15 protein-coding genes are annotated in these 17,711 nt (G+C 63.2%); 9 read left to right on the plus strand and 6 right to left on the minus strand.

Translation table 11 applies throughout. From position 1 onward, the window contains the following. Window positions 1–160 precede the first annotated feature (160 nt). The 8 genes from tssJ (at window position 161) to NG898_RS24510 (ending at window position 8,473) form a co-directional block, all read left to right on the plus strand. Window positions 161–754: a type VI secretion system lipoprotein TssJ gene (gene tssJ, locus NG898_RS24475; protein ID WP_252694945.1), complete on the plus strand. Its 594-nt coding sequence runs from the start codon at window positions 161–163 to the stop codon at window positions 752–754. A gap of 15 nt (window positions 755–769) precedes the next feature. Then, window positions 770–2,116 (plus strand): type VI secretion system baseplate subunit TssK, encoded by a 1,347-nt coding sequence (tssK, locus tag NG898_RS24480; protein ID WP_024978983.1) that lies wholly within the window; start codon window positions 770–772, stop codon window positions 2,114–2,116. Further along, window positions 2,113–2,898 carry a type IVB secretion system protein IcmH/DotU gene (gene icmH / locus NG898_RS24485; RefSeq protein WP_252694870.1) on the plus strand — a complete coding sequence of 262 codons (786 nt, stop codon included), beginning with the start codon at window positions 2,113–2,115 and terminating at the stop codon, window positions 2,896–2,898. The genes tssK and icmH overlap by 4 nt, the downstream gene beginning before the upstream one ends. 70 nt (window positions 2,899–2,968) lie before the next feature. After that, entirely contained in the window at window positions 2,969–5,659 is a 2,691-nt protein-coding gene (locus NG898_RS24490; protein ID WP_252694871.1) for a type VI secretion system Vgr family protein, read from the plus strand. Continuing rightward, the gene (locus NG898_RS24495) at window positions 5,660–6,361 is read left to right on the plus strand and encodes a hypothetical protein (RefSeq protein WP_252694872.1); all 702 of its coding nucleotides are present in this window, start codon (window positions 5,660–5,662) and stop codon (window positions 6,359–6,361) included. After that, window positions 6,358–6,792, plus strand: a complete 435-nt coding sequence (locus tag NG898_RS24500; RefSeq protein WP_252694873.1) for a hypothetical protein — start codon at window positions 6,358–6,360, stop codon at window positions 6,790–6,792. The genes NG898_RS24495 and NG898_RS24500 overlap by 4 nt, the downstream gene beginning before the upstream one ends. Window positions 6,793–6,928: 136 nt before the next feature. Beyond that, window positions 6,929–7,705 carry a hypothetical protein gene (locus NG898_RS24505; protein ID WP_252694874.1) on the plus strand — a complete coding sequence of 259 codons (777 nt, stop codon included), beginning with the start codon at window positions 6,929–6,931 and terminating at the stop codon, window positions 7,703–7,705. A gap of 57 nt (window positions 7,706–7,762) precedes the next feature. After that, window positions 7,763–8,473, plus strand: coding sequence for a hypothetical protein (locus NG898_RS24510; protein WP_252694875.1), 711 nt, complete (start codon window positions 7,763–7,765; stop codon window positions 8,471–8,473). A 28-nt stretch (window positions 8,474–8,501) separates the two neighbouring features. Here the strand turns inward: NG898_RS24510 and NG898_RS24515 are convergent, their stop codons facing one another. Together NG898_RS24515 and NG898_RS24520 are read right to left on the minus strand one after the other, a co-directional pair. After that, a complete protein-coding gene (locus NG898_RS24515) occupies window positions 8,502–11,255 on the minus strand; it encodes an FtsK/SpoIIIE family DNA translocase (protein ID WP_252694876.1) in 2,754 nt (917 codons plus the stop codon). 95 nt (window positions 11,256–11,350) lie between these two features. After that, the gene (locus NG898_RS24520) at window positions 11,351–12,136 is read right to left on the minus strand and encodes an MHYT domain-containing protein (protein WP_252694877.1); all 786 of its coding nucleotides are present in this window, start codon (window positions 12,134–12,136) and stop codon (window positions 11,351–11,353) included. 252 nt (window positions 12,137–12,388) lie between these two features. On the opposite strand from NG898_RS24520, the gene NG898_RS24525 reads away from it, so the two are divergent. Then, a complete protein-coding gene (locus tag NG898_RS24525) occupies window positions 12,389–12,970 on the plus strand; it encodes a hypothetical protein (RefSeq protein ID WP_252694878.1) in 582 nt (193 codons plus the stop codon). A gap of 23 nt (window positions 12,971–12,993) precedes the next feature. On the opposite strand, the gene NG898_RS24530 is transcribed toward NG898_RS24525, so the two are convergent. From NG898_RS24530 to garD, 4 genes are read right to left on the minus strand one after another with little or no spacing between them, the layout of a single operon-like run. Then, complete coding sequence (locus tag NG898_RS24530; protein ID WP_252694879.1) at window positions 12,994–14,295, minus strand: MFS transporter; 1,302 nt, start codon at window positions 14,293–14,295, stop codon at window positions 12,994–12,996. A gap of 54 nt (window positions 14,296–14,349) precedes the next feature. Continuing rightward, window positions 14,350–15,252: an SMP-30/gluconolactonase/LRE family protein gene (locus NG898_RS24535; protein ID WP_252694880.1), complete on the minus strand. Its 903-nt coding sequence runs from the start codon at window positions 15,250–15,252 to the stop codon at window positions 14,350–14,352. 4 nt (window positions 15,253–15,256) lie between these two features. Continuing rightward, window positions 15,257–16,102, minus strand: coding sequence for an NAD-dependent epimerase/dehydratase family protein (locus NG898_RS24540; protein ID WP_252694881.1), 846 nt, complete (start codon window positions 16,100–16,102; stop codon window positions 15,257–15,259). Between the two features lies 1 nt (window position 16,103). Beyond that, entirely contained in the window at window positions 16,104–17,705 is a 1,602-nt protein-coding gene (gene garD, locus NG898_RS24545; protein ID WP_252694882.1) for a galactarate dehydratase, read from the minus strand. Window positions 17,706–17,711: the final 6 nt, after the last annotated feature.

Below are 17,711 nucleotides of genomic sequence, written 5' to 3' on the forward strand. Positions count from 1 at the left end.
GGCGCAGCAGCAGTCAAACAAAGAGAATTAAGTAATTCAGAAATCAGGCATGAAGATGATGAAATTCGATGCTGCTTGGGGGCAAGCGGCAAGGCAGCCGGGCTGCGGCCGCCTTCTGAAGCACTCTCTGAAGCACCGTCTCGCAGGGGCGCTCAAGCTGATGCTGGTAAGCGCCACCGTGGTGGCGTTGGGCGCCTGTTCCACCGGTGCGAGCGTGCTGGCCGGCGCCGCCAACGGTGCGTTGGAAGCGATGGGGCTCAAATCGTCGAACCTGCCCGATGCACAGAAGCCGCCGCGCGAAGTGCCGCTCAAGATGACGGCGGGCAATAACCTGAACGCCGCCAACGACCGCCGTCCGGTAGCGGTAGTGGTGCGCCTGTATTCATTGAAAGACCCGACCAGCTTCCTGCAGGCGCCGTATGACACCTTCATCGACCCGGCGCGCGAGAAGCAAACGCTGGGCGCCGATCTGGTCAACGTGCGCGAGATGACGCTGATCCCGGGCCAGCGCTACGACTTCACCGAGAAGGTGTCGCGCGAAGCAACCACGCTGGGCGTCGTGGCGCTATTCCGCAGCCCCGCGTCACAGCGCTGGAAGTTTGCTTTCAACACCGAGAAGAACGAGAAGTCGGGCATCGTGATCGGGCTGCACGCCTGTGCCATGACGATCACGTCCGGCACGCTGACCACCCCCGCCGGCACCACGCCGCTGACTGATCTGAACCTGCTCTCCCCCGCGGTGTGCGGTAGCTGAACAACAAGGGCCAACGTGAGTTACTCCGCAAAGATTCTCTGGGGCGAAGGGCTGTTCCTGCGTCCGCAGCACTTCCAGCGTCAGGACGCGTATCACGAATCGCGCCTGCACGCGACCGCGCAAGTCATCCAGCCGTACGGATGGGGTATCCGCCATGCGCGCTTCGATACCGATGCGCTGGCCAGCGGCGTGTTGCGCGTGATTGAGCTGTCGCTGTTCTTTCCCGATGGCGAGTTGTACTTCGCTCCACAGGCCGACGCGCTTCCGCCGCCGTTGGTGCTCGACGCCATTCCCGCTGGCGTGTCGGAGCTGACCTTCCATATCGCGCTGTATCCGCTGCAAGACAATGGCGGCAACTACCGCGAGCAGATCGAAGGTGCATCGGTATCGCGCTTTGTCGGCACGGAAGAGGAAACGGCCGACTTGTATACAGAGGCCGAGCCCGCTGCCATCACGTATCTGAAGAAGTCGGTCAAGCTGATTGCCGAAACGGAGCCGCGCGAGCAGTTCATCTCGCTGCCCGTGGTGCGCGTGCGGCGCACCGGCACCGGTGGCTTTGAGCTCGACGAGAGCTTTGTCGCGCCCAGCATGGCGATCAACGCCTCGGCCGTGCTGTATCAGCGCCTGCGCCGGCTGCTCGACGCGCTGCAGGCCAAGGTCAATGCGCTGTACGGTTTCCACCGCGAGCCGACCAAGAACATCATCGAATTCCGCTCCGGCGACATTGCGTCGTTCTGGCTGCTGCATACGGCCAATGCTGCGTTTGCAGCGCTGTCGCACCTGTATCACCACCCGGACCTGCACCCTGAGCGCCTGTTCCAGGAAATGCTGCGCCTGGCCGGCGCGCTCATGACGTTCACCAAGAGCTACACGCTGGCCGACCTGCCCGCCTACGACCACGACAATCCGGGCCCGGTGTTTGCCAAGCTCGACACGATCGTGCGCGAGTTGCTCGATACCGTCATCTCCACACGCTACTTTGCGATCGCGCTGGAAGAGACGCGCCCGTCGTTCCACCTCGGCCGCATCGACTCCGGCAAGATCGACGACCAGACCAGCTTCTATCTGTCGGTGTCGGCAGACATGCCCGCAGCCGAGCTGGTGGAAGCCATTCCGGCGCGCTTCAAGGTTGGCGCACCCGACGATGTGGAAAAGCTCGTGTTGTCGTCCATGCCCGGCGTGCCGCTCACCTACACGCCGCAGGTGCCACCCGCCATTCCGGTGCGCCCGGGCGCGTGCTACTTCGCCGTTGAAGCGCGGGGCATGCTGTACGAACGCATGCTTCAGGCCCAGACCCTCACCATCTATGCCCCGGCCGGTATCCGGGAACTCAAACTTGAACTGATCGCGGTGACTTCATGAGCGCTACCTCCACCCCTTCACTGTTTGGTGGTTCGGCACCGGCATCTGCTGCAGCGGATGCGCGTGAATCCAACACGCACGCTCGCACGCTGCTTGATTTGCTGTACGACGGCTTCTTCATGCTGTTCCAGTTGCGCAACGCCCAGCAGCCGACCAGCGCCGAAGATTTTCTGAATCGCGTACGCGCCTTCCTCGATGATTTCGACCGTGGTGCCAAGCGCCTCAACGTGTCGGCAGAAGACGTGTTCGACGCCAAGTACGCGTTTTGCGCGGCGGTGGACGAAACCATTTTGTCGTCCAACTTTGCGATCCGCCCGGCCTGGGAGCGCCGCCCGCTGCAGCTCGTGCTGTTTGGCGAGCAGCTCGCCGGCGAGACCTTCTTCGTCAAGCTCGAAGAGCTGCGTGCTCACGGTGCGCCCCGCCTGCAGGCGCTGGAGGTCTTCCACATGTGCCTGCTGCTGGGCTTCCGCGGCAAGTACATCCTCGAAGGGCCCGAGAAGCTGGCTTATCTGACCGCTCGCCTGGGCGACGAGATTTCCGCCATCAAGGGCAAGCGTGCCGCGTTTGCTCCGCACTGGCTGCTGCCCGACAAGGTCGCGCACATGCTCAAGCGTGAAACGCCGCTGTGGATTTTTGGCGCCGTGTTTGCGCTGATCGGGCTGCTGGGCTTCCTCGGCCTGTCGCACACGCTGAGCGCCAAGACCAACGAAACGCTGGAAGGCTATTCGCAGGTCATCAAGCTCGGGCCGCGCTTCTCGCACCTGACGATTTCGCTGCCGTGATGGCCACGATGGGCCCCGGGCCCATGCTCCTGCTGAAACGCAACACGAACCCCAGCGCGACGCTGTTCCGATGAAGCCTTTGTCCAACCTGCCGGCCGCCGTGCCACAAACCGTCCTGGGCGCGCTGCTCGGACAGCAGACCCGCCAGATCACGCTTGAGACGGCGCTTGCTTCCGACAACCTCGTCGTGGAGCGCTTTACCGCCACCGAAGCGGTGTCGGCCTCATTCGTCCTGCATATCGATTGCCTCAGCCCGTCGGCACATCTGGATACGGCCAAGCTGGCATCCCAGGAAATCACGCTGCGCCTGGTGCAAGCCGACGGCAAGCGGCGCGCCTGGCACGGTTACGTTGCCGATTGCGCATCGCTTGGTGGCGATGGCGGCCTCGCGCGCTACCGCCTGCGGGTGGTGCCATGGCTCGATCGGCTGCGCACGCGCAGCGATTGCTTCGTCTACCAGGACAAGACCGCGCTGGAGATCATCGAAGAGGTCTTCAGCGAATACCCCACCGCGCATTACAAGATTGCGGCCACGCAGCCGTGCGCCAAGCGCTCGATCTGCTGCCAATACCGCGAAACCGACTACGCCTTCGTCATGCGCCTGCTGGCCGAGGAAGGCCTGTCGTTTCGCATTGAACACGAGCAAAGCGACGACAATCAGCAGCAAGGCAGCGCCCAGTCGCGCCACACTGTCGTCATCTTCGACAACGATGCGCAACGGCCTGCCTGCCCGCAGCCGGAGATCCGCTTCCACCGCGTAGACGCCACCGAAAGCGACGACGCCATCGAGCGTTTTTCGCACGCGCACAGCGTGGGCACCAACGCAGTGACGCTCGCCTCGTGGGACTACAAGGCCTTGGCCGCCACCAGCGCCCAAGCCAGCGCCAGCGACCCTGGCGGCGAGCTGCCCACGCTGGAACGCTTTGAAGCTTCGGGCTCGTATCAATATTCGAATACGCAAGAGGCCAGCCGCGCTGCGCAGTTGCGCATGCAGGCACACGAAGGCGCGTACCTGCGCTACGAGGGCCAAGGCAGCGTGCGCCAGTTGGGCGCCGGCCAGCGCTTCACGCTCACGCAGCATTTCGACAGCAAGCACAGCGAGTTCGTCACGCTGCAGGTGGAACACGAAGCCGCCAACAACCTCGGCGCCGACATCGCAAGATTGCTCTCCACCACCGAGATCGAATCGGGCGGCTACCGCAATCGGTTCGTCGCCGTGCCGGCCGAGGCGCCCATCGTGCCGCCCTATCGACGCCGCCCGACCGCGCCGGAGGGTCAGGCTGCCGTGGTCATTGCCGACGACGGTGCGCCGCTCACAACCGACCGCGACCATCGTGTGCGCGTGCGTTTCCCATGGCTGCGCGCGCCGGAAGTCAATGCGTTTTCCGACCCGTCCAGCAGCGATCGCACGCAGGTCACCGCCTGGGTGCGCGTGGCCAGCGCCAGTGCAGGCCCGAACTGGGGCGGCAATCACCTGCCGCGCGCCGGCACGCAAGTGTTGCTGACCTTCATCGACGGCGACATCGACCGTCCGATGATCGCCATGCAGCTGCACAACACGCAGGACGCCCTGCCCTGGGCGCCTGCCGATGCGCCGCTTGGCCAAGCCCTGTCCGGCTGGCACTCGCAGGGTCTTGGCGGCGACGGCTACAACCAGTGGGTCGTTGACGATCACCCCGGCCAGTTGCGCACGCGACTGGCCAGCTCAACGGCCAACAGCCAGCTCAATCTCGGCTATGTCACCTCGCACGGCGCCACAGGCGGAGACCGCGGCACGTGGCGCGGCACCGGCGCCGAACTGCGCACTGATGCCTGGGCCGTGGTCCGCGCCGGCGGAGGCCTGCTGCTCTCGACCACCGCGCGTGCGCAAGCCGTCGGCACGCTGCTCGACGCCCATGAAGCGCGCGGGCAGCTCACCGCCGCGCAGAAGACCGCACAGCGCTTGTCGGATGCTGCTGCAAGCCAGCAAGCGCTGCCGCTGGCCGCCAACGAAGCCTTCGAGCCGATCGACAAGGCGCTCGACCCTGCGCAGGATGGCAAGTACCCCAGCAACGTCAATGGCCAGGATTCACAGCAGTCCGTCGATAAATTCGGGCAGCCGCTGCTGGTGACCGAATCGCCATCGAGCATCGCGCTCACCTCGCAAGCCACGACCACCGTCTACGCGGGGCGCCATCTGCACGGCACCGCACAGGCCGACTGGCACCTCGCCGCAGGCAATGTCATCGCCGCGGCGGCTGCAAAGGGCGTGAGCCTGTTCGCCCAACGCAATGGCATCCGCGCGATTGCCGAAGGCGGCCCGGTCTCTATTCAATCGCATACCGATGCGCTGGCCGTGCTGGCCGACAAGGCCGTTACCGTCACCTCATCGGCCGATTCGGTCGAGATCCTCGCGCAGCAGAACATCGTGCTGCATGGTGGGGATTCGTTGATCCGGCTGGAAGGGAACGCGGTGACGTTTGAGACGTCGGGGCTGCTGTCGGTGAAGGGGGCTGGGCATCCGTTTGAGGGGCCTGGGGGGCAGGCTTTCCCGCTCGAGGGCCTACCTGACAGCCGGATCAAACTCTTCGATCAGCAAATGCGCGCCTTGGACGAGCGAACTGGTGATCCTATAGCCCACCTGCCTTATAAGCTGGTCACTGAGACCGGAGATATCCACTATGGAACGACGGATATTGAAGGTAAAACAATTCGTTTGGCCACCGTAAATCCAGAAAAAATTACTGTGTTCTGGGGCGCTCTACCTCCTTACAGTGCATAAATGGCCGGAAAACAACTTCAAACCAACACGGTAGAATCCAGAAAATCCGTTGTTGATGACAAACTGAAAGCGGACGCCGAAGTTCACATTCTGGTTGGCGGCCCCTACAAACTCGATGGAGAAGAGCATCGATACGGACACACTGCAATACGCGTTGCCCGAAGAGGTTCAGATGTCACCTATGATTTTGGCAGATACGGTCGAACAACGGGCGATTTTGGGGCCGAGGGCGAGGGCATTCTTCGTGTATGGTCTAATTTCTCCAAATACATTTCTGGAGAAAATGCACTTGGTCGCCTAACAACTGAGTATATATATCCTGTTATAGAGTCCCAGGCGAAAGCAGTTGAGGCTTTTTTTGATGGGGTAGAAAAACAAGGAAAACCTCGTCCGGATTTGCAGCGCGGGCGGCCTGAGCTAACGGTATTCCAGCTCAGCACAAACTATCACGCACTGAAGTACAATTGCACAACACTGAGCTTAGATGGCATGCGCTCCGCTTTACCGGGTTTCGAGAATGGTTCAAGTGCGTTCATTGCTCCTGAGGACGTTCTGACCTGGGGAGAGCGTGCTGCTATGAAAACCGTTGGCGGAGGCACGCCAAATCGCGTGTTCTTACCCGCAAACCTCAAGAAATTTCTCGACCAAAAACCCGCCGTCAAACCAGCCAATGTTATAAATCACGGAAGTCAGGGAAAATGAGTATTGCATCGAAAATAGCCTGTCTGCTCCTTGGCATCCTGATTGGCGGTATTGGCCTACATCTACTGGAAGAAAATAAAATGCCTCGCGTGCATAAACTTCAATTTCCTCTGGCATTGAGCGGCGGATCTCAAAGCGGCCCAATTTCAATCCTTCCCAAAGGGACGTCACTTTACTATGACCAAGCGTTTCCCGAAGGCTTCGTTCGGTACAAAGTCTATGTAAATATTGAGGGCATAAAACTAGACTCGCAGGAAGTCACAGAAAAATTTTGGATTGACCCTCTAACGGCATTTCCCTTTGACAAAGACAGCCTGCAAAAATTACTACGCGATTACCCACTCACGAAAGAAGATCTAGCATCCATTTTGCGCTCCGGCCACATTTCGAAGCAGGAAATTAGAGATCTACTGACTGAATTCAGCCAATGAAGTAAGGCCAAGACTCATTGGGACTATGTGACCGGGAAAAGAAGAGCCTACCGATCCAACCGATCGAATGGCCTATGGCAAATAGCTTGCGAACCACGCTATTGACCTCGTCGTCAGCAAGCTGAGCCGTTGCTCGATGTTTTGGCTTCTCTATTTGGTCCTGCCCGTCTACGCCGGGGTGCAAGCCGCATCGCACGTCGCACCGAAGCACGGCCTCCTCGCGGGACTCGGTGCCCTGATCGCCGTGATGATCGCCGTGCCGGTGCCGCAAACGGCTCTTCTCATCTGGTTGAACGCCGTGCTGGATCGTCGAAGCAAAGCCAATCCCGAGAATGAACGGGCTGAGACCGCTGTAGAGAGCGCCAACGTCCCGATGCCCGAGAAGACAGGCGAGCGAGCACGTTTTCAACAGCTGATCGTGAACGGCGAAGAGAAGGGCCGCCAAGCCGCAACGAGGCTCGTCTATGACCTATTGCTAAAGATGGTCGCCGAACACGAGGTCGTGGAACACGAGCATGGCGATGCCGGCACCTCAATGGTTTCCGCAAGCGAATTGGCGGACGGCCTGACACAGTTGCCGTCGGACGATGTGCTCGTGGTATTCCGTTCGCACGACAAGGCGTGGGCCGGCTTCAGATGCGGAAACGACAGCTTCCGTTTTCGGCATCGCGCTGTGGGGAAAGTGATATGCACGATTATTCATCCGGCCCGCGGCGGCGGCGGATACGACGTCACATTTGAATTCCGAGCTTCCCGTAACGATCGCTCATCAGATGCTCGGGGACGCATCGCCCGATACGAATTGCCCTTCGCCAATGAGGCACAGCACGTGAACGCGCTCACTTCGGCGTTCGATGAAATTGCAGACATGCTCGGCGCCAAGTTTGTGTGCCAGCAGTATGCGGATGTCTAGGCTGGCTACTCACTCTACAGAGTGCGGAGTCAAACCGACGAACAACGGAAAAACACCATGGGCCTACTGAAAAAACTATTCGGCAGAAACGCCAACGACCGCGTCGCCAACCCGCCTCCACCGCCGAAAAACGACGACACTTCCGCCGACATCGCCCCCGAACTCGCCCCCGCCCTGGAGGCCTACCAGCAAGGCCGGCACGAAGCAGCTATCGCAGCCGCCGCGCCCCACGCCGTTCGTCATGCCGACGCCAACCGCTTGTGCGCGCTCGCCTATTCGGACATGCGCCGCTATCCCGAGGCGTTTCCTTACTGGCTTGCGTTGTTCGAACAGGAACCCAGCGCGCACAACGCGCTGCAGCTGGCGACGACGTCCGTCATGTGCGGCGAATTAAAGCGCGGCGAAGCCTGGCTGATGAAATTCGACGAGATCAATGAGCAGACGCACGAAATGTCCAGCGTCACGGCCCGCACGCAGTTCATCTCGTCGCTCACGCAGAGCGGACACATGGCCGAAGCATTGCCGTATCTGGTTTGGTTGCGCGATGTTTATGCCCACGTCCGCATCACCGATTCGCATTTCCTGTACATGCGTGGTATCCCGTTCTTCCCGAGCTTCCTGGAAAACAGCCTGCCTATCCTCAAGGCGAACCTGCCCGCAGAGGAGATCGCTCAGTGGTATGGCGTGCTGTCGGGGCAGTTGGAGGAGGAGGGCGAGGCGCTGCTTGGGCAGTGGATGCAATCCTTGACGGTCACGGCCGAAAGTTGAGCTTTCCCCCGGGGGATTGAAGTGCGACTCACTCCCCACCACCTGGCGCCAGCACCTCCCGCTGACCATTGCGGCCCATCGGCGACACCAGCCCAGCCGCTTCCATCTGTTCAATCAGCCGAGCCGCCCGGTTGTAGCCGATGCGCAATTGCCGCTGCACGGAAGAAATCGACGCGCGGCGCGTGTTGAGCACAAACGCAGCCGCTTCGTCGTAGAGCGGATCGGCTTCTGCATCTGCGCTTTCGCCACCGAACAGATCACCGCTTGCGGCAGCTTCGGCCGGATCGCCGGCGAGGATGGCTTCGTCGTATTCGGGTTCGCCAAATTGCTTCCAGTGTTCGACCACGCGGTGCACTTCTTCATCGGCGACGAACGCACCGTGCACACGCTGCGGATAGCCAGTGCCCGGTGGCAAGAACAGCATGTCGCCCTGGCCAAGCAGCGATTCAGCACCCATCTGGTCGAGAATCGTGCGCGAGTCGATCTTCGATGACACCTGGAACGCCACGCGCGTCGGAATGTTCGCCTTGATCAGGCCGGTGATGACGTCCACCGATGGCCGCTGCGTCGCCAGAATCAAGTGGATGCCCGCGGCTCGGGCCTTTTGCGCAAGGCGCGCGATCAATTCTTCGATCTTCTTGCCGGCCACCATCATCAGGTCGGCCAGCTCGTCGATGACGACCACGATCAGCGGCAGCGTTGAGAGTGGCTCGGGCGCATCGGGCGTGAGCGAGAACGGATTCGGCACCTTGCGGCCGGCTTGTTCCGCGGCGCGGATCTTCTGGTTGTAGCCGGCCAGGTTGCGCACGCCCAACGCCGACATCAGGCGGTAGCGCTTTTCCATTTCGCCCACGCACCAATTGAGCGCGTGCGCTGCCTGCTTCATGTCCGTCACGACCGGCGCCAGCAGATGCGGAATGCCCTCGTACACCGAGAGTTCCAGCATCTTCGGGTCGATCATGATCATGCGCACGTCGTCGGGCGTGGCCTTGTACAGCATCGACAGGATCATCGCGTTAACAGCCACCGACTTGCCCGAGCCGGTCGTGCCGGCCACCAGCAGGTGCGGTGCGCGTGCGAGATCGGTCACCACGGGGTTGCCGGTGATGTCCTTGCCCATGGCCAGCACGAGGTGCGATGCGTGCGACTGGAAATCCGCCGCGTTCACGACTTCCGACAAGCGGATCATTTCGCGCTTGGCGTTGGGCAATTCCAGGCCCATGCATGTCTTGCCGGGAATCGTCTCGACCACGCGGATGGACGTCACGCCGAGCGCGCGCGCCAAGTCTTTCATCAGCCCGACGACCTGCGCGCCGCGCACGCCAATCGCCGGGTCGACCTCGAAACGCGTGATGACCGGGCCGGCTGAGGCGCCAACGACCGTCACGGGCACCTTGAATTCCGCCAAACGCTGGGCGATCAGGTTGCTGGTCTCCTCCAGGTGTTCGGCGGAGACCGCTTCAGCGCTGGTGGATGCGGCGGTCAGCAATGCGGCGCCCGGTAGGCGGTAATCGACGATGCGCGGTGCAACAGGAGCCGGAACAGGCGTAGGAGCGGGTGCCGGCGCAGGTACGGCGGCGACTGCCGGTGCCGCCCGTGACACCACCTCCCCCACCACGGCAGGCAAGACGATGCGCGGCTTGGGCGTGGGCAATGCAGGCGCGGCTTCCGGCTGCGCGGTCGGCTCGATGGACGGCGTGGCGGGCAGCACTTCCACCTCGGGCTGTGCTGCCGCCTCGGGCAATGCTTCGACAATCGGAGCAGCGTCAGCTTCGACTAGCGGCTCGGCAACCTCCGGCTCAGGCATCGTCACTACGGCGGGCGCCATCAGCCCGCGCAGCTCGGCCAGCAGTGCTTCGGCCTCCTGGCGTACCGCGTCCAGATCCACGGTCTGAGTTTCTGCAACGGCAGCTTGCGCTTCCACCAACTCCGGCACGGCGGGCTCGGCTAGGACAACCGGCTCGCTTGCGGGCATAGCCTGCGCCGCAGATGCCGCTGGCGCAGGTGCTGAGACCTGCAGACCCAGTTGCGGTTGATGGAACGGGCTGCTGACGATCGTGGCGCGCGGTTTGGGGCGTGCTGGAGGCGCCTGCGGCGGAATGGGCGCTGCGACAGGCGGCGCCGTCTTCGCGCTTGCGGGCGCGTCTGCCGGCGCGCCCTTCTTTGCATCGATCAGCGGCCAGATTTCGCCCGGCTGCGGCGGCGAGGGGCGCGTTCGCGGGGGTGGCTGCCACGCGGGCTGGCGCCGCGCAGAAACGGCTTCGATGCCACGGTGGCGCACGGCCGGCTGCGTGTGGCCGGTATTACCGCTCCAACGCGCCTCCCCTGCCCCGCCGAGACCAAGCGCGGTCAGCTTCAAGCCATCGTCAACGGGTTCGTCGTGGCGGGTGTCTGGTTCGGCAGACGTCTCGGCATCAGCCGTGCGGCGGCGGTTGAACACCTGACCCCACGATCGTCCGAACACCATGGGCGCGACCCAGAGCAGCACGCCGAGCATCAGGAGGAACGCCCCTGTCCAGCCCAGCATGTGCGAGAACAGCGACGACACTGCGCGCCCGGCAGCACCTCCCGCCTTATCCTGCGGATCGGCGCCAGAGGTCAGCGCTTCAAGCGCGGCGCTAGCGCTCAGCGCGACGAGCGTCACCAGCCAGAGCCGCACGGTGCCCCGACCTTTGAGGAAGTCCCGCTCCCCCGCCAGCGCGCGCGTTACATACCGCCACACCAGCGGCAGCAGCCACACGGTGGAAATCCCAAACCAGCCAAGCACCATTTCAAACGCCATCGACAAATGCCAGGCCGCGATTGTAGCGGGGCGCGCCACCGCCATGAGAATCGCCCGACCGAAAAGCACTCGGCCGGGCGTTCAGGCGGCACGTTTCAGCGCAGCGTGCCCGATGCAGTGGCGCGTGCGCTGCTTGCGCTGCGCGAGGCCTCGATCAGCAGAATGATCATCAGGATGGTGCCCGCCAGCGCAAAGACCGCATAGCCGATGTTGCTGCCTTCAATGGCAAACAGCGACGGCGAATAGCTCTGTCCCGTGCAGATCATCGTGCCGGCCGTCATGCCCGTGTAGTGCATGCCGCAGACCGCCACGCCCATGATGAGCGCCGCGCCCCACTGCTGGCCGCGTGTCTTGACGGTTGTTGCAAGCCACAGCGCGACCATCGACACGACCACCGCAATCAATGCCGAGACGCCCATGATGGAGATGTCCCAGTCGAAGTTGCTGTTGGTGTGCACAGCGGCCATGCCGGTGTAGTGCATCACCGCCACGCCCAGGCCGGTGAGCACGCCACCCTCGGCAATGTTGCGCAGGCGGTTGCCCGTGGTGCGCGATGCAATGACGAGGCCGCCGGCGGCAAACACCATCACCACCACCAGCGACACCATGGTCATGAAGAGATCAAACTCGATCCGGACCGGTGTCCGATAGGCCGCCATGCCGATGAAGTGCATCGACCAGACGGCTCCGCCGCCGAGCGCCACGCTGGCGCAGAGCAGCCGGTCCATGTCGATGGTGCCGTTCTTGTTGCGCACGCGTCTGGACCATCGCAAGCCCACGTACGCCCCTGCCACCGAGATCAGATACGACAGCCCCACCAGCAGCCAGTCGTATGCATAGGGCACGATCGCGCCCGGCACCCCAGAAAAGCCGTTGAACATGAGACACCCTCCCGTTGTAATACCAAAAGACCGCCGGATTGCCGGGCGGTATCGGCCGGCCGCCCCCGACTTCTGGGCGGCCACGTTCTCGTTATCGTGTGGCTGAAACTGGCCCTGATCAGGCCTTGGTGGGCAAGTATGGAGACGAGTGGTTGCCCGGCCAATTACCTGATCTAGGTAACTTTGGGTCCACTTTGGGTGCAGGCCCCCGCCTTGCTTGCGCTATGAGAAATGCGTTTCTCAGGAGGCCCCATGTCGCTCATCGTCGCTGCCCGTTTCGACACGTTTGAACGCGCCGAAGGCGCCGCACGCGCGCTTTTTGCCGAGCGCTTTTCCGAGGACGATGTGAACGTCTTCTTCGTCAACCCATCCGGCCAGCACGCGGCGTTTCCGATTGGCGGCGACCGCAATGCCGACCCGGGTGCTGCTCGCGCGCATGCGGGCGCCGGCAAGGGAATGGCGATTGGCGCCGCAATTGGCGCCGTCGCCGGCGTGATGGTGCTGATTGCGCTGCACGTGGCCGTGCTGTTCTCGGTGGTGGCGGCCGGGGTGGGCGCCTATATCGGCTCGCTGGCGGGTGCGATGCTCGCTACACGCGATGAGCCCAATCCCGCGCAGCCACCCGACGCCACATTGCGCACACGCCATTCCGGCGTGCTGCTTGCAGTGCGCGTGACACCCGACCGGGAAGCTGAAGCCGCGCGCATTCTGTCCAGCACCGGCGGGATGGATGTCGAAGAAGCCGCGGGCCGCTGGCGCAACGGCGAATGGGTCGACTTCGACCCACTCAGCCCGGCCAAGCTCAACCCGACGATTGCTCAGCGGGCCGCCTGACCGACGGCCTTTGCAGTTGCGGTTCAGGCAGTCGTGCTGGTTGCCGTGCTGCTCGGCTGCACCGGCACCGGACGCGCCTGGTTGTCGTTGAGCATGGTCCACACGAGGATGGCCGCCACGATGTCGAACACGGCCAGCGCCACGAACAGCGGGTTGTAGCCGATGGTCGTTGCCAGCGTGCCGACCGCCAGCGAGAAGAGCATGCCGCCCATGTAGCCCGACATGCCCGCCAGCCCCACGGCCGTGCCGACTTCATGCTTGCCGAACATGTCGGACGTGAGCGTGTAGAGCGCGCCAGAGAGCGTCTGGTGCGCAAAGCCGCCCACGCAGAACAGCGCAATCGCCGTGTAGGGGCTCGTCGCCAGACCAATGCAAGCCGGGCCGATCATGCAGAGGCAGCCCGTCACCATCACCAGCTTTCGAGACGTCACGAGCGATACCGAGAATCGCTTCTGGAACCATGGCGCCAAATAGCCGCCCAGCACGCAGCCCACGTCCGCGGCCAGGAACGGCAGCCACGCAAACAGGGCGATCTCTTTCAGGTTCATATGGCGCTCGGTGGCCATATAAAGCGGAATCCAATAATTGAACGTCTGCCACGCCGGCTCAGACAAAAAGCGCGGGATGGCGATGCCCCAGAACCGGCGGCCGCTGACGATCTTGCCCCATGAGGGCTTGGGCATGTTCGCGGTGTCGTCCGGGGTTTCCTGGCCTGCGCGAATGTAGTCACGTTCTTCTTCCGACAGGCGATGGTGCTTGGCCGGCACGCGATACAGCAGGAACCACAGCACGCTCCACACCAGGCCGATCCCGCCGATCACGGCAAAGGCGAAACGCCAGTTGCCGTGCAAGATGCACCAGACCACCAGTGGCGGCGCCACCACCGCGCCCACCGACGAGCCGATGTTGAACCAGCCGGTTGCAATCGATCGCTCCTTGGCCGGGAACCACTCTGCCGTTGCCCGCAGCGCCGAAGGGAAGCCGGCCGCTTCCGTCATCCCCAGCAACGCCCGGAACGCCGCCAGCGAAAGCCAACCTCCCGCCGTACTGTGCAGCAGGCAGACCACCGACCAAGCCGCCGCAAACAGTGCAAAACCCAGCTTGGTGCCCAGCACGTCAAGCACGTAGCCCGCCACCGGCTGCATCACCATGTAGGCCGCCTGGAATGCCGCGACGATGTAGCCGTACTGCTGCGTGCTGATGTTCAGCACCTTGTTGACTTCAGGCGCCGCCACCGCCAGCGCATTGCGGGCCAGGTAGTTCATGATCAGGCCGCTGAGTACGAGGCCGATGATCCACCAGCGCAAGCCTTTGATGGGTTTCATGTGTTGTCTCCTAAAAGCCCCGATGTGTTCTTGTATGTGAGGCGTGCTGCGGGTTCAGAGGTGCAAGACAGGTTCCGGCAATCCGGTCACGCCCGGGCGCACTGCAAACGTGGCGCCCGAGAGCGGGTCGTCGCCGATCAGGATCGACGTCACAAACAGGGTGTCCAGCCCGGGCCCACCGAATGCACACATGGAAGGTTTGGACGTGGGAATGGCAATGCTGCGATCGAGACGGCCATCCGGCGTGAAGCGATGCACAAACCCCGCATCGTTACCGCAGATCCAGTAGCAGCCGTCGGCATCCACCGCAGCGCCATCGGGGCGGCCCGGGTACGCATTCATGTCGATGAAGACGCGGCGGTTGTGCGGCGTGCCAGTGTCGACGTCGTAGTCGAAGGCCCAGATGGTCTGGCGGCTTGCATGCGAGTCCGACAGATACATCGTCTTGCCATCGGGGCTGAAAGCCAAGCCGTTCGGCACGATCAGATCGTCGATGACGGCATCTACACGCCCGGCGTGAGCGGCCTGCGCATCAAAGCGATACAGCTTGCCGATCGGCAGACCCAACGACGTGTCGAACACCATCGTGCCGGCCCAGAAACGGCCCTGGCGGTCGCAGCGGCCGTCGTTGAAGCGCATGTCAGGGCGCGAGTGCGCCACCGTGGCGAGACGCTGCAGCGGGCCAAGCTCGGCGGCGGCGCGGGGCTGTGGCGCGTGGAAGATGCCCGTCTCCATGGCCATCGCCCAGCCGTTGGACGTCATGGCAATACAGCCCGCCATCTCGGGCAACGCCCAGCTATTGGCCTGGCCGGAGAAGAAGTTCCAGCGCCATAGCCTGCGGCCCGGAATGTCTGTCCAGTACAGCGCTTGCTCACCGGCGTGCCAGATGGGGCTTTCGCCCACACCGCATTGCATGCTGCCAATGCGCTCGACCGTCGGCTCTACGTTCACTTGCATTACGTCAGTCTCCGAACGGGCCGGCTTTGACAAACGCCCCGCCCTGATACTGCGCAGCCGGATCATCTGCGGGCAGCGGTGGTTGTGCTTCGACCTGCGCGCGGAAGATCTCGCTCGTCTCCGTAGGTGTGTAGCCGAGGTGCGCGGCGTGGCGGTTGTCCCACCAGCGGTCGCGGTTGTTCGACATGCCGTAGACCACGGTAAAGCCCACACTCGGCACAAACAGGGCACGGCGGATGAGCTGCTCCAAGTCGTCGTAGCCGAGCCAGGTGACGAGCATGCGGCGGTCCTTCGCTTCGGCAAACGAAGAGCCAATGCGGATGGCGACCGTCTCGATGCCATAGCGATCGAAATAGAAGCTGGCGAGCTGTTCGCCGAATACTTTGCTGAGCCCGTAGTAGCCATCGGGCTTGGTGGGCACGGTGCTGTCGATCACCTCGCCCTGCTTGTAGAAGCCGATGGTGTGGTTCGAGCTGGCAAACACGATGCGCCGCACGCCGTGGCGACGGGCAGCTTCGTACAGGTTGTAGGTGCCTGCGATATTGGCCGGCAAGATCTCTTCAAACGGCCGCTCGACCGACACGCCGCCCAGATGCACGATCGCATCCGTGCCGGCGACCAGCGCATCGACGGCTTTCGCATCAGCCAGGTCACACGGGGCGATCTCCTCACCGGCGCGCGCCTCGCCGAGATTTGATATATCAGCCAACCGCAAAGAATCGGCGTACTTGGGCAGACGCTCGCGCAGCACCTTGCCGAGGTTGCCGCCTGCGCCAGTCAGCAGCAGGCGGTGGCAACGCGTGGTCACACCCGCGAGCGGGTCGGGTTGAACGTGTACTTCAGTGGTCATATCAGGTCACCGGGGCGGGGTTGAACAGAGCCAGCGCATTATGCAGGCCCAGCTTGTCGGCGCAAACTTGCTTGCGGCCGCTCGCCACGTCAAGAATCAGGTGGAACAGCTCCCAGCCGATATCGGCAATGCTCGCTTCGCCCGTGGCGATGCGGCCGGCGTCGAGGTCGATCAGGTCATGCCAGCGCTCGGACAGCGCCTTGCGCGTGGACACCTTGATGACGGGCGCCATGGCCAGTCCATACGGCGTGCCGCGGCCGGTGGTGAAGACCTGCAGGTTCATGCCGGAGGCCAGCTGCAACGTGCCGCAGACGAAATCGCTCGCGGGTGTCGCGGCAAAGATCAGGCCCTTGCGACGCACTTTCTCACCGGGGCCCAGCACATCGACGATGGGCGTGCTGCCCGACTTCACGATCGAACCCAGCGCCTTTTCCACCACGTTGGACAGGCCACCTTTCTTGTTGCCCGGCGACGGGTTGGCGCTGCGGTCAGTCTGACCGCCGCTCAGATAATCGTCGTACCAAGCCATCTCGCGCAGCAGCGCACGACCGACGTCCTCGTCGATGGCGCGCGGCGTGAGCAGATGAATGGCATCACGCACCTCGGTCACTTCCGAGAACATCACGGTGCCGCCTGCACGCACGATCAGGTCCGCCGCAAAGCCTACCGCCGGGTTGGCGGTGACCCCCGAAAACGCGTCGCTGCCGCCGCACTGCACCCCGACCACGAGGTCGGACGCCGGGCAAGTTTCGCGCTGGCGCTTGTTCAGATGTTCCAGACGGCGCTCGGCCATCTCCATGATGGCGTCGGTCATGCCGATGAAGCCGTCGAAGGCTTCGTCCTGCAGACGCAGCACGGGCGAATCCGCCGTGCCGGCAACTTCAATGGGAATGCGGCCACCCGGCGCAAGCTTTTCCGGCACGAGGCGTTCGGGCACGAGCTTTTCGCAGCCCAGGCCGATCACCATGATCTCGCCGCCAAAGTTCGGGTTGAGCGCCAGGTTTTGCAGCGTGCGAATCGGCACGATGGCGGCTGGCGCGTTGATGGCGACGCCGCAGCCGTACACGTGGTTGAGCGCCACCACATCGTCAACGTTCGGGAAGCGCGGCAGCAGCTCGCGCTTGATGCGGCCAACAACGTAATCCGTCACGCCGGCCACGCATTGCACGCTGGTCATGATGCCGAGCACGTTCTTCGTGCCGACCGTGCCGTCTGCGTTGCGATAGCCCTCGAAGGTGTAACCCTCGAGTTTGGCGAGCTTCGGGTCCGGGCGCGTGGCCAGCGGCAGCTCATCCAGCGCGGGCGCCGACGGCAGCTTCACGGCGTGCTCGTTGACCCAGCTACCGCGCGGCAGCGGCTTCACGGCATAGCCGATCACCTCGTTGTAACGGACGATGGCGTCGCCTTCGGCCAAGTCGACCAGCGCCACCTTGTGGCCTTGCGGCACGCCCTCCACGAGCACGGTGCCATCGGCCAATGCCGTGCCGGCCGGCAAGCCGCGTGCGTTGACGACGATGGCGACGTTGTCACCGTCGTGCACGCGAATCGTCAGCGCCTTTTCAGTTACGTTGCCGGCTTCAGGGGCCAGCGTCGGTTCAGACATCACAGA

This window comes from Ralstonia mojiangensis, from assembly GCF_023955645.1.
In the GTDB taxonomy this organism is placed as follows: domain Bacteria; phylum Pseudomonadota; class Gammaproteobacteria; order Burkholderiales; family Burkholderiaceae; genus Ralstonia; species Ralstonia mojiangensis.

Excerpts from the sequence above, each read along its gene's own strand:
- NG898_RS24495 (WP_252694872.1), top strand. The coding sequence starts at position 5,660 with ATGGCCGGAAAACAACTTCAAACCAACACGGTAGAATCCAGAAAATCC.
- icmH (WP_252694870.1), top strand. The coding sequence starts at position 2,113 with ATGAGCGCTACCTCCACCCCTTCACTGTTTGGTGGTTCGGCACCGGCA.
- NG898_RS24515 (WP_252694876.1), bottom strand. The coding sequence starts at position 11,255 with ATGGCGTTTGAAATGGTGCTTGGCTGGTTTGGGATTTCCACCGTGTGG.
- NG898_RS24500 (WP_252694873.1), top strand. The coding sequence starts at position 6,358 with ATGAGTATTGCATCGAAAATAGCCTGTCTGCTCCTTGGCATCCTGATT.
- NG898_RS24510 (WP_252694875.1), top strand. The coding sequence starts at position 7,763 with ATGGGCCTACTGAAAAAACTATTCGGCAGAAACGCCAACGACCGCGTC.
- NG898_RS24530 (WP_252694879.1), bottom strand. The coding sequence starts at position 14,295 with ATGAAACCCATCAAAGGCTTGCGCTGGTGGATCATCGGCCTCGTACTC.
- tssJ (WP_252694945.1), top strand. The coding sequence starts at position 161 with ATGCTGGTAAGCGCCACCGTGGTGGCGTTGGGCGCCTGTTCCACCGGT.
- NG898_RS24535 (WP_252694880.1), bottom strand. The coding sequence starts at position 15,252 with ATGCAAGTGAACGTAGAGCCGACGGTCGAGCGCATTGGCAGCATGCAA.
- NG898_RS24490 (WP_252694871.1), top strand. The coding sequence starts at position 2,969 with ATGAAGCCTTTGTCCAACCTGCCGGCCGCCGTGCCACAAACCGTCCTG.
- NG898_RS24540 (WP_252694881.1), bottom strand. The coding sequence starts at position 16,102 with ATGACCACTGAAGTACACGTTCAACCCGACCCGCTCGCGGGTGTGACC.
- garD (WP_252694882.1), bottom strand. The coding sequence starts at position 17,705 with ATGTCTGAACCGACGCTGGCCCCTGAAGCCGGCAACGTAACTGAAAAG.
- NG898_RS24525 (WP_252694878.1), top strand. The coding sequence starts at position 12,389 with ATGTCGCTCATCGTCGCTGCCCGTTTCGACACGTTTGAACGCGCCGAA.
- NG898_RS24520 (WP_252694877.1), bottom strand. The coding sequence starts at position 12,136 with ATGTTCAACGGCTTTTCTGGGGTGCCGGGCGCGATCGTGCCCTATGCA.
- NG898_RS24505 (WP_252694874.1), top strand. The coding sequence starts at position 6,929 with ATGTTTTGGCTTCTCTATTTGGTCCTGCCCGTCTACGCCGGGGTGCAA.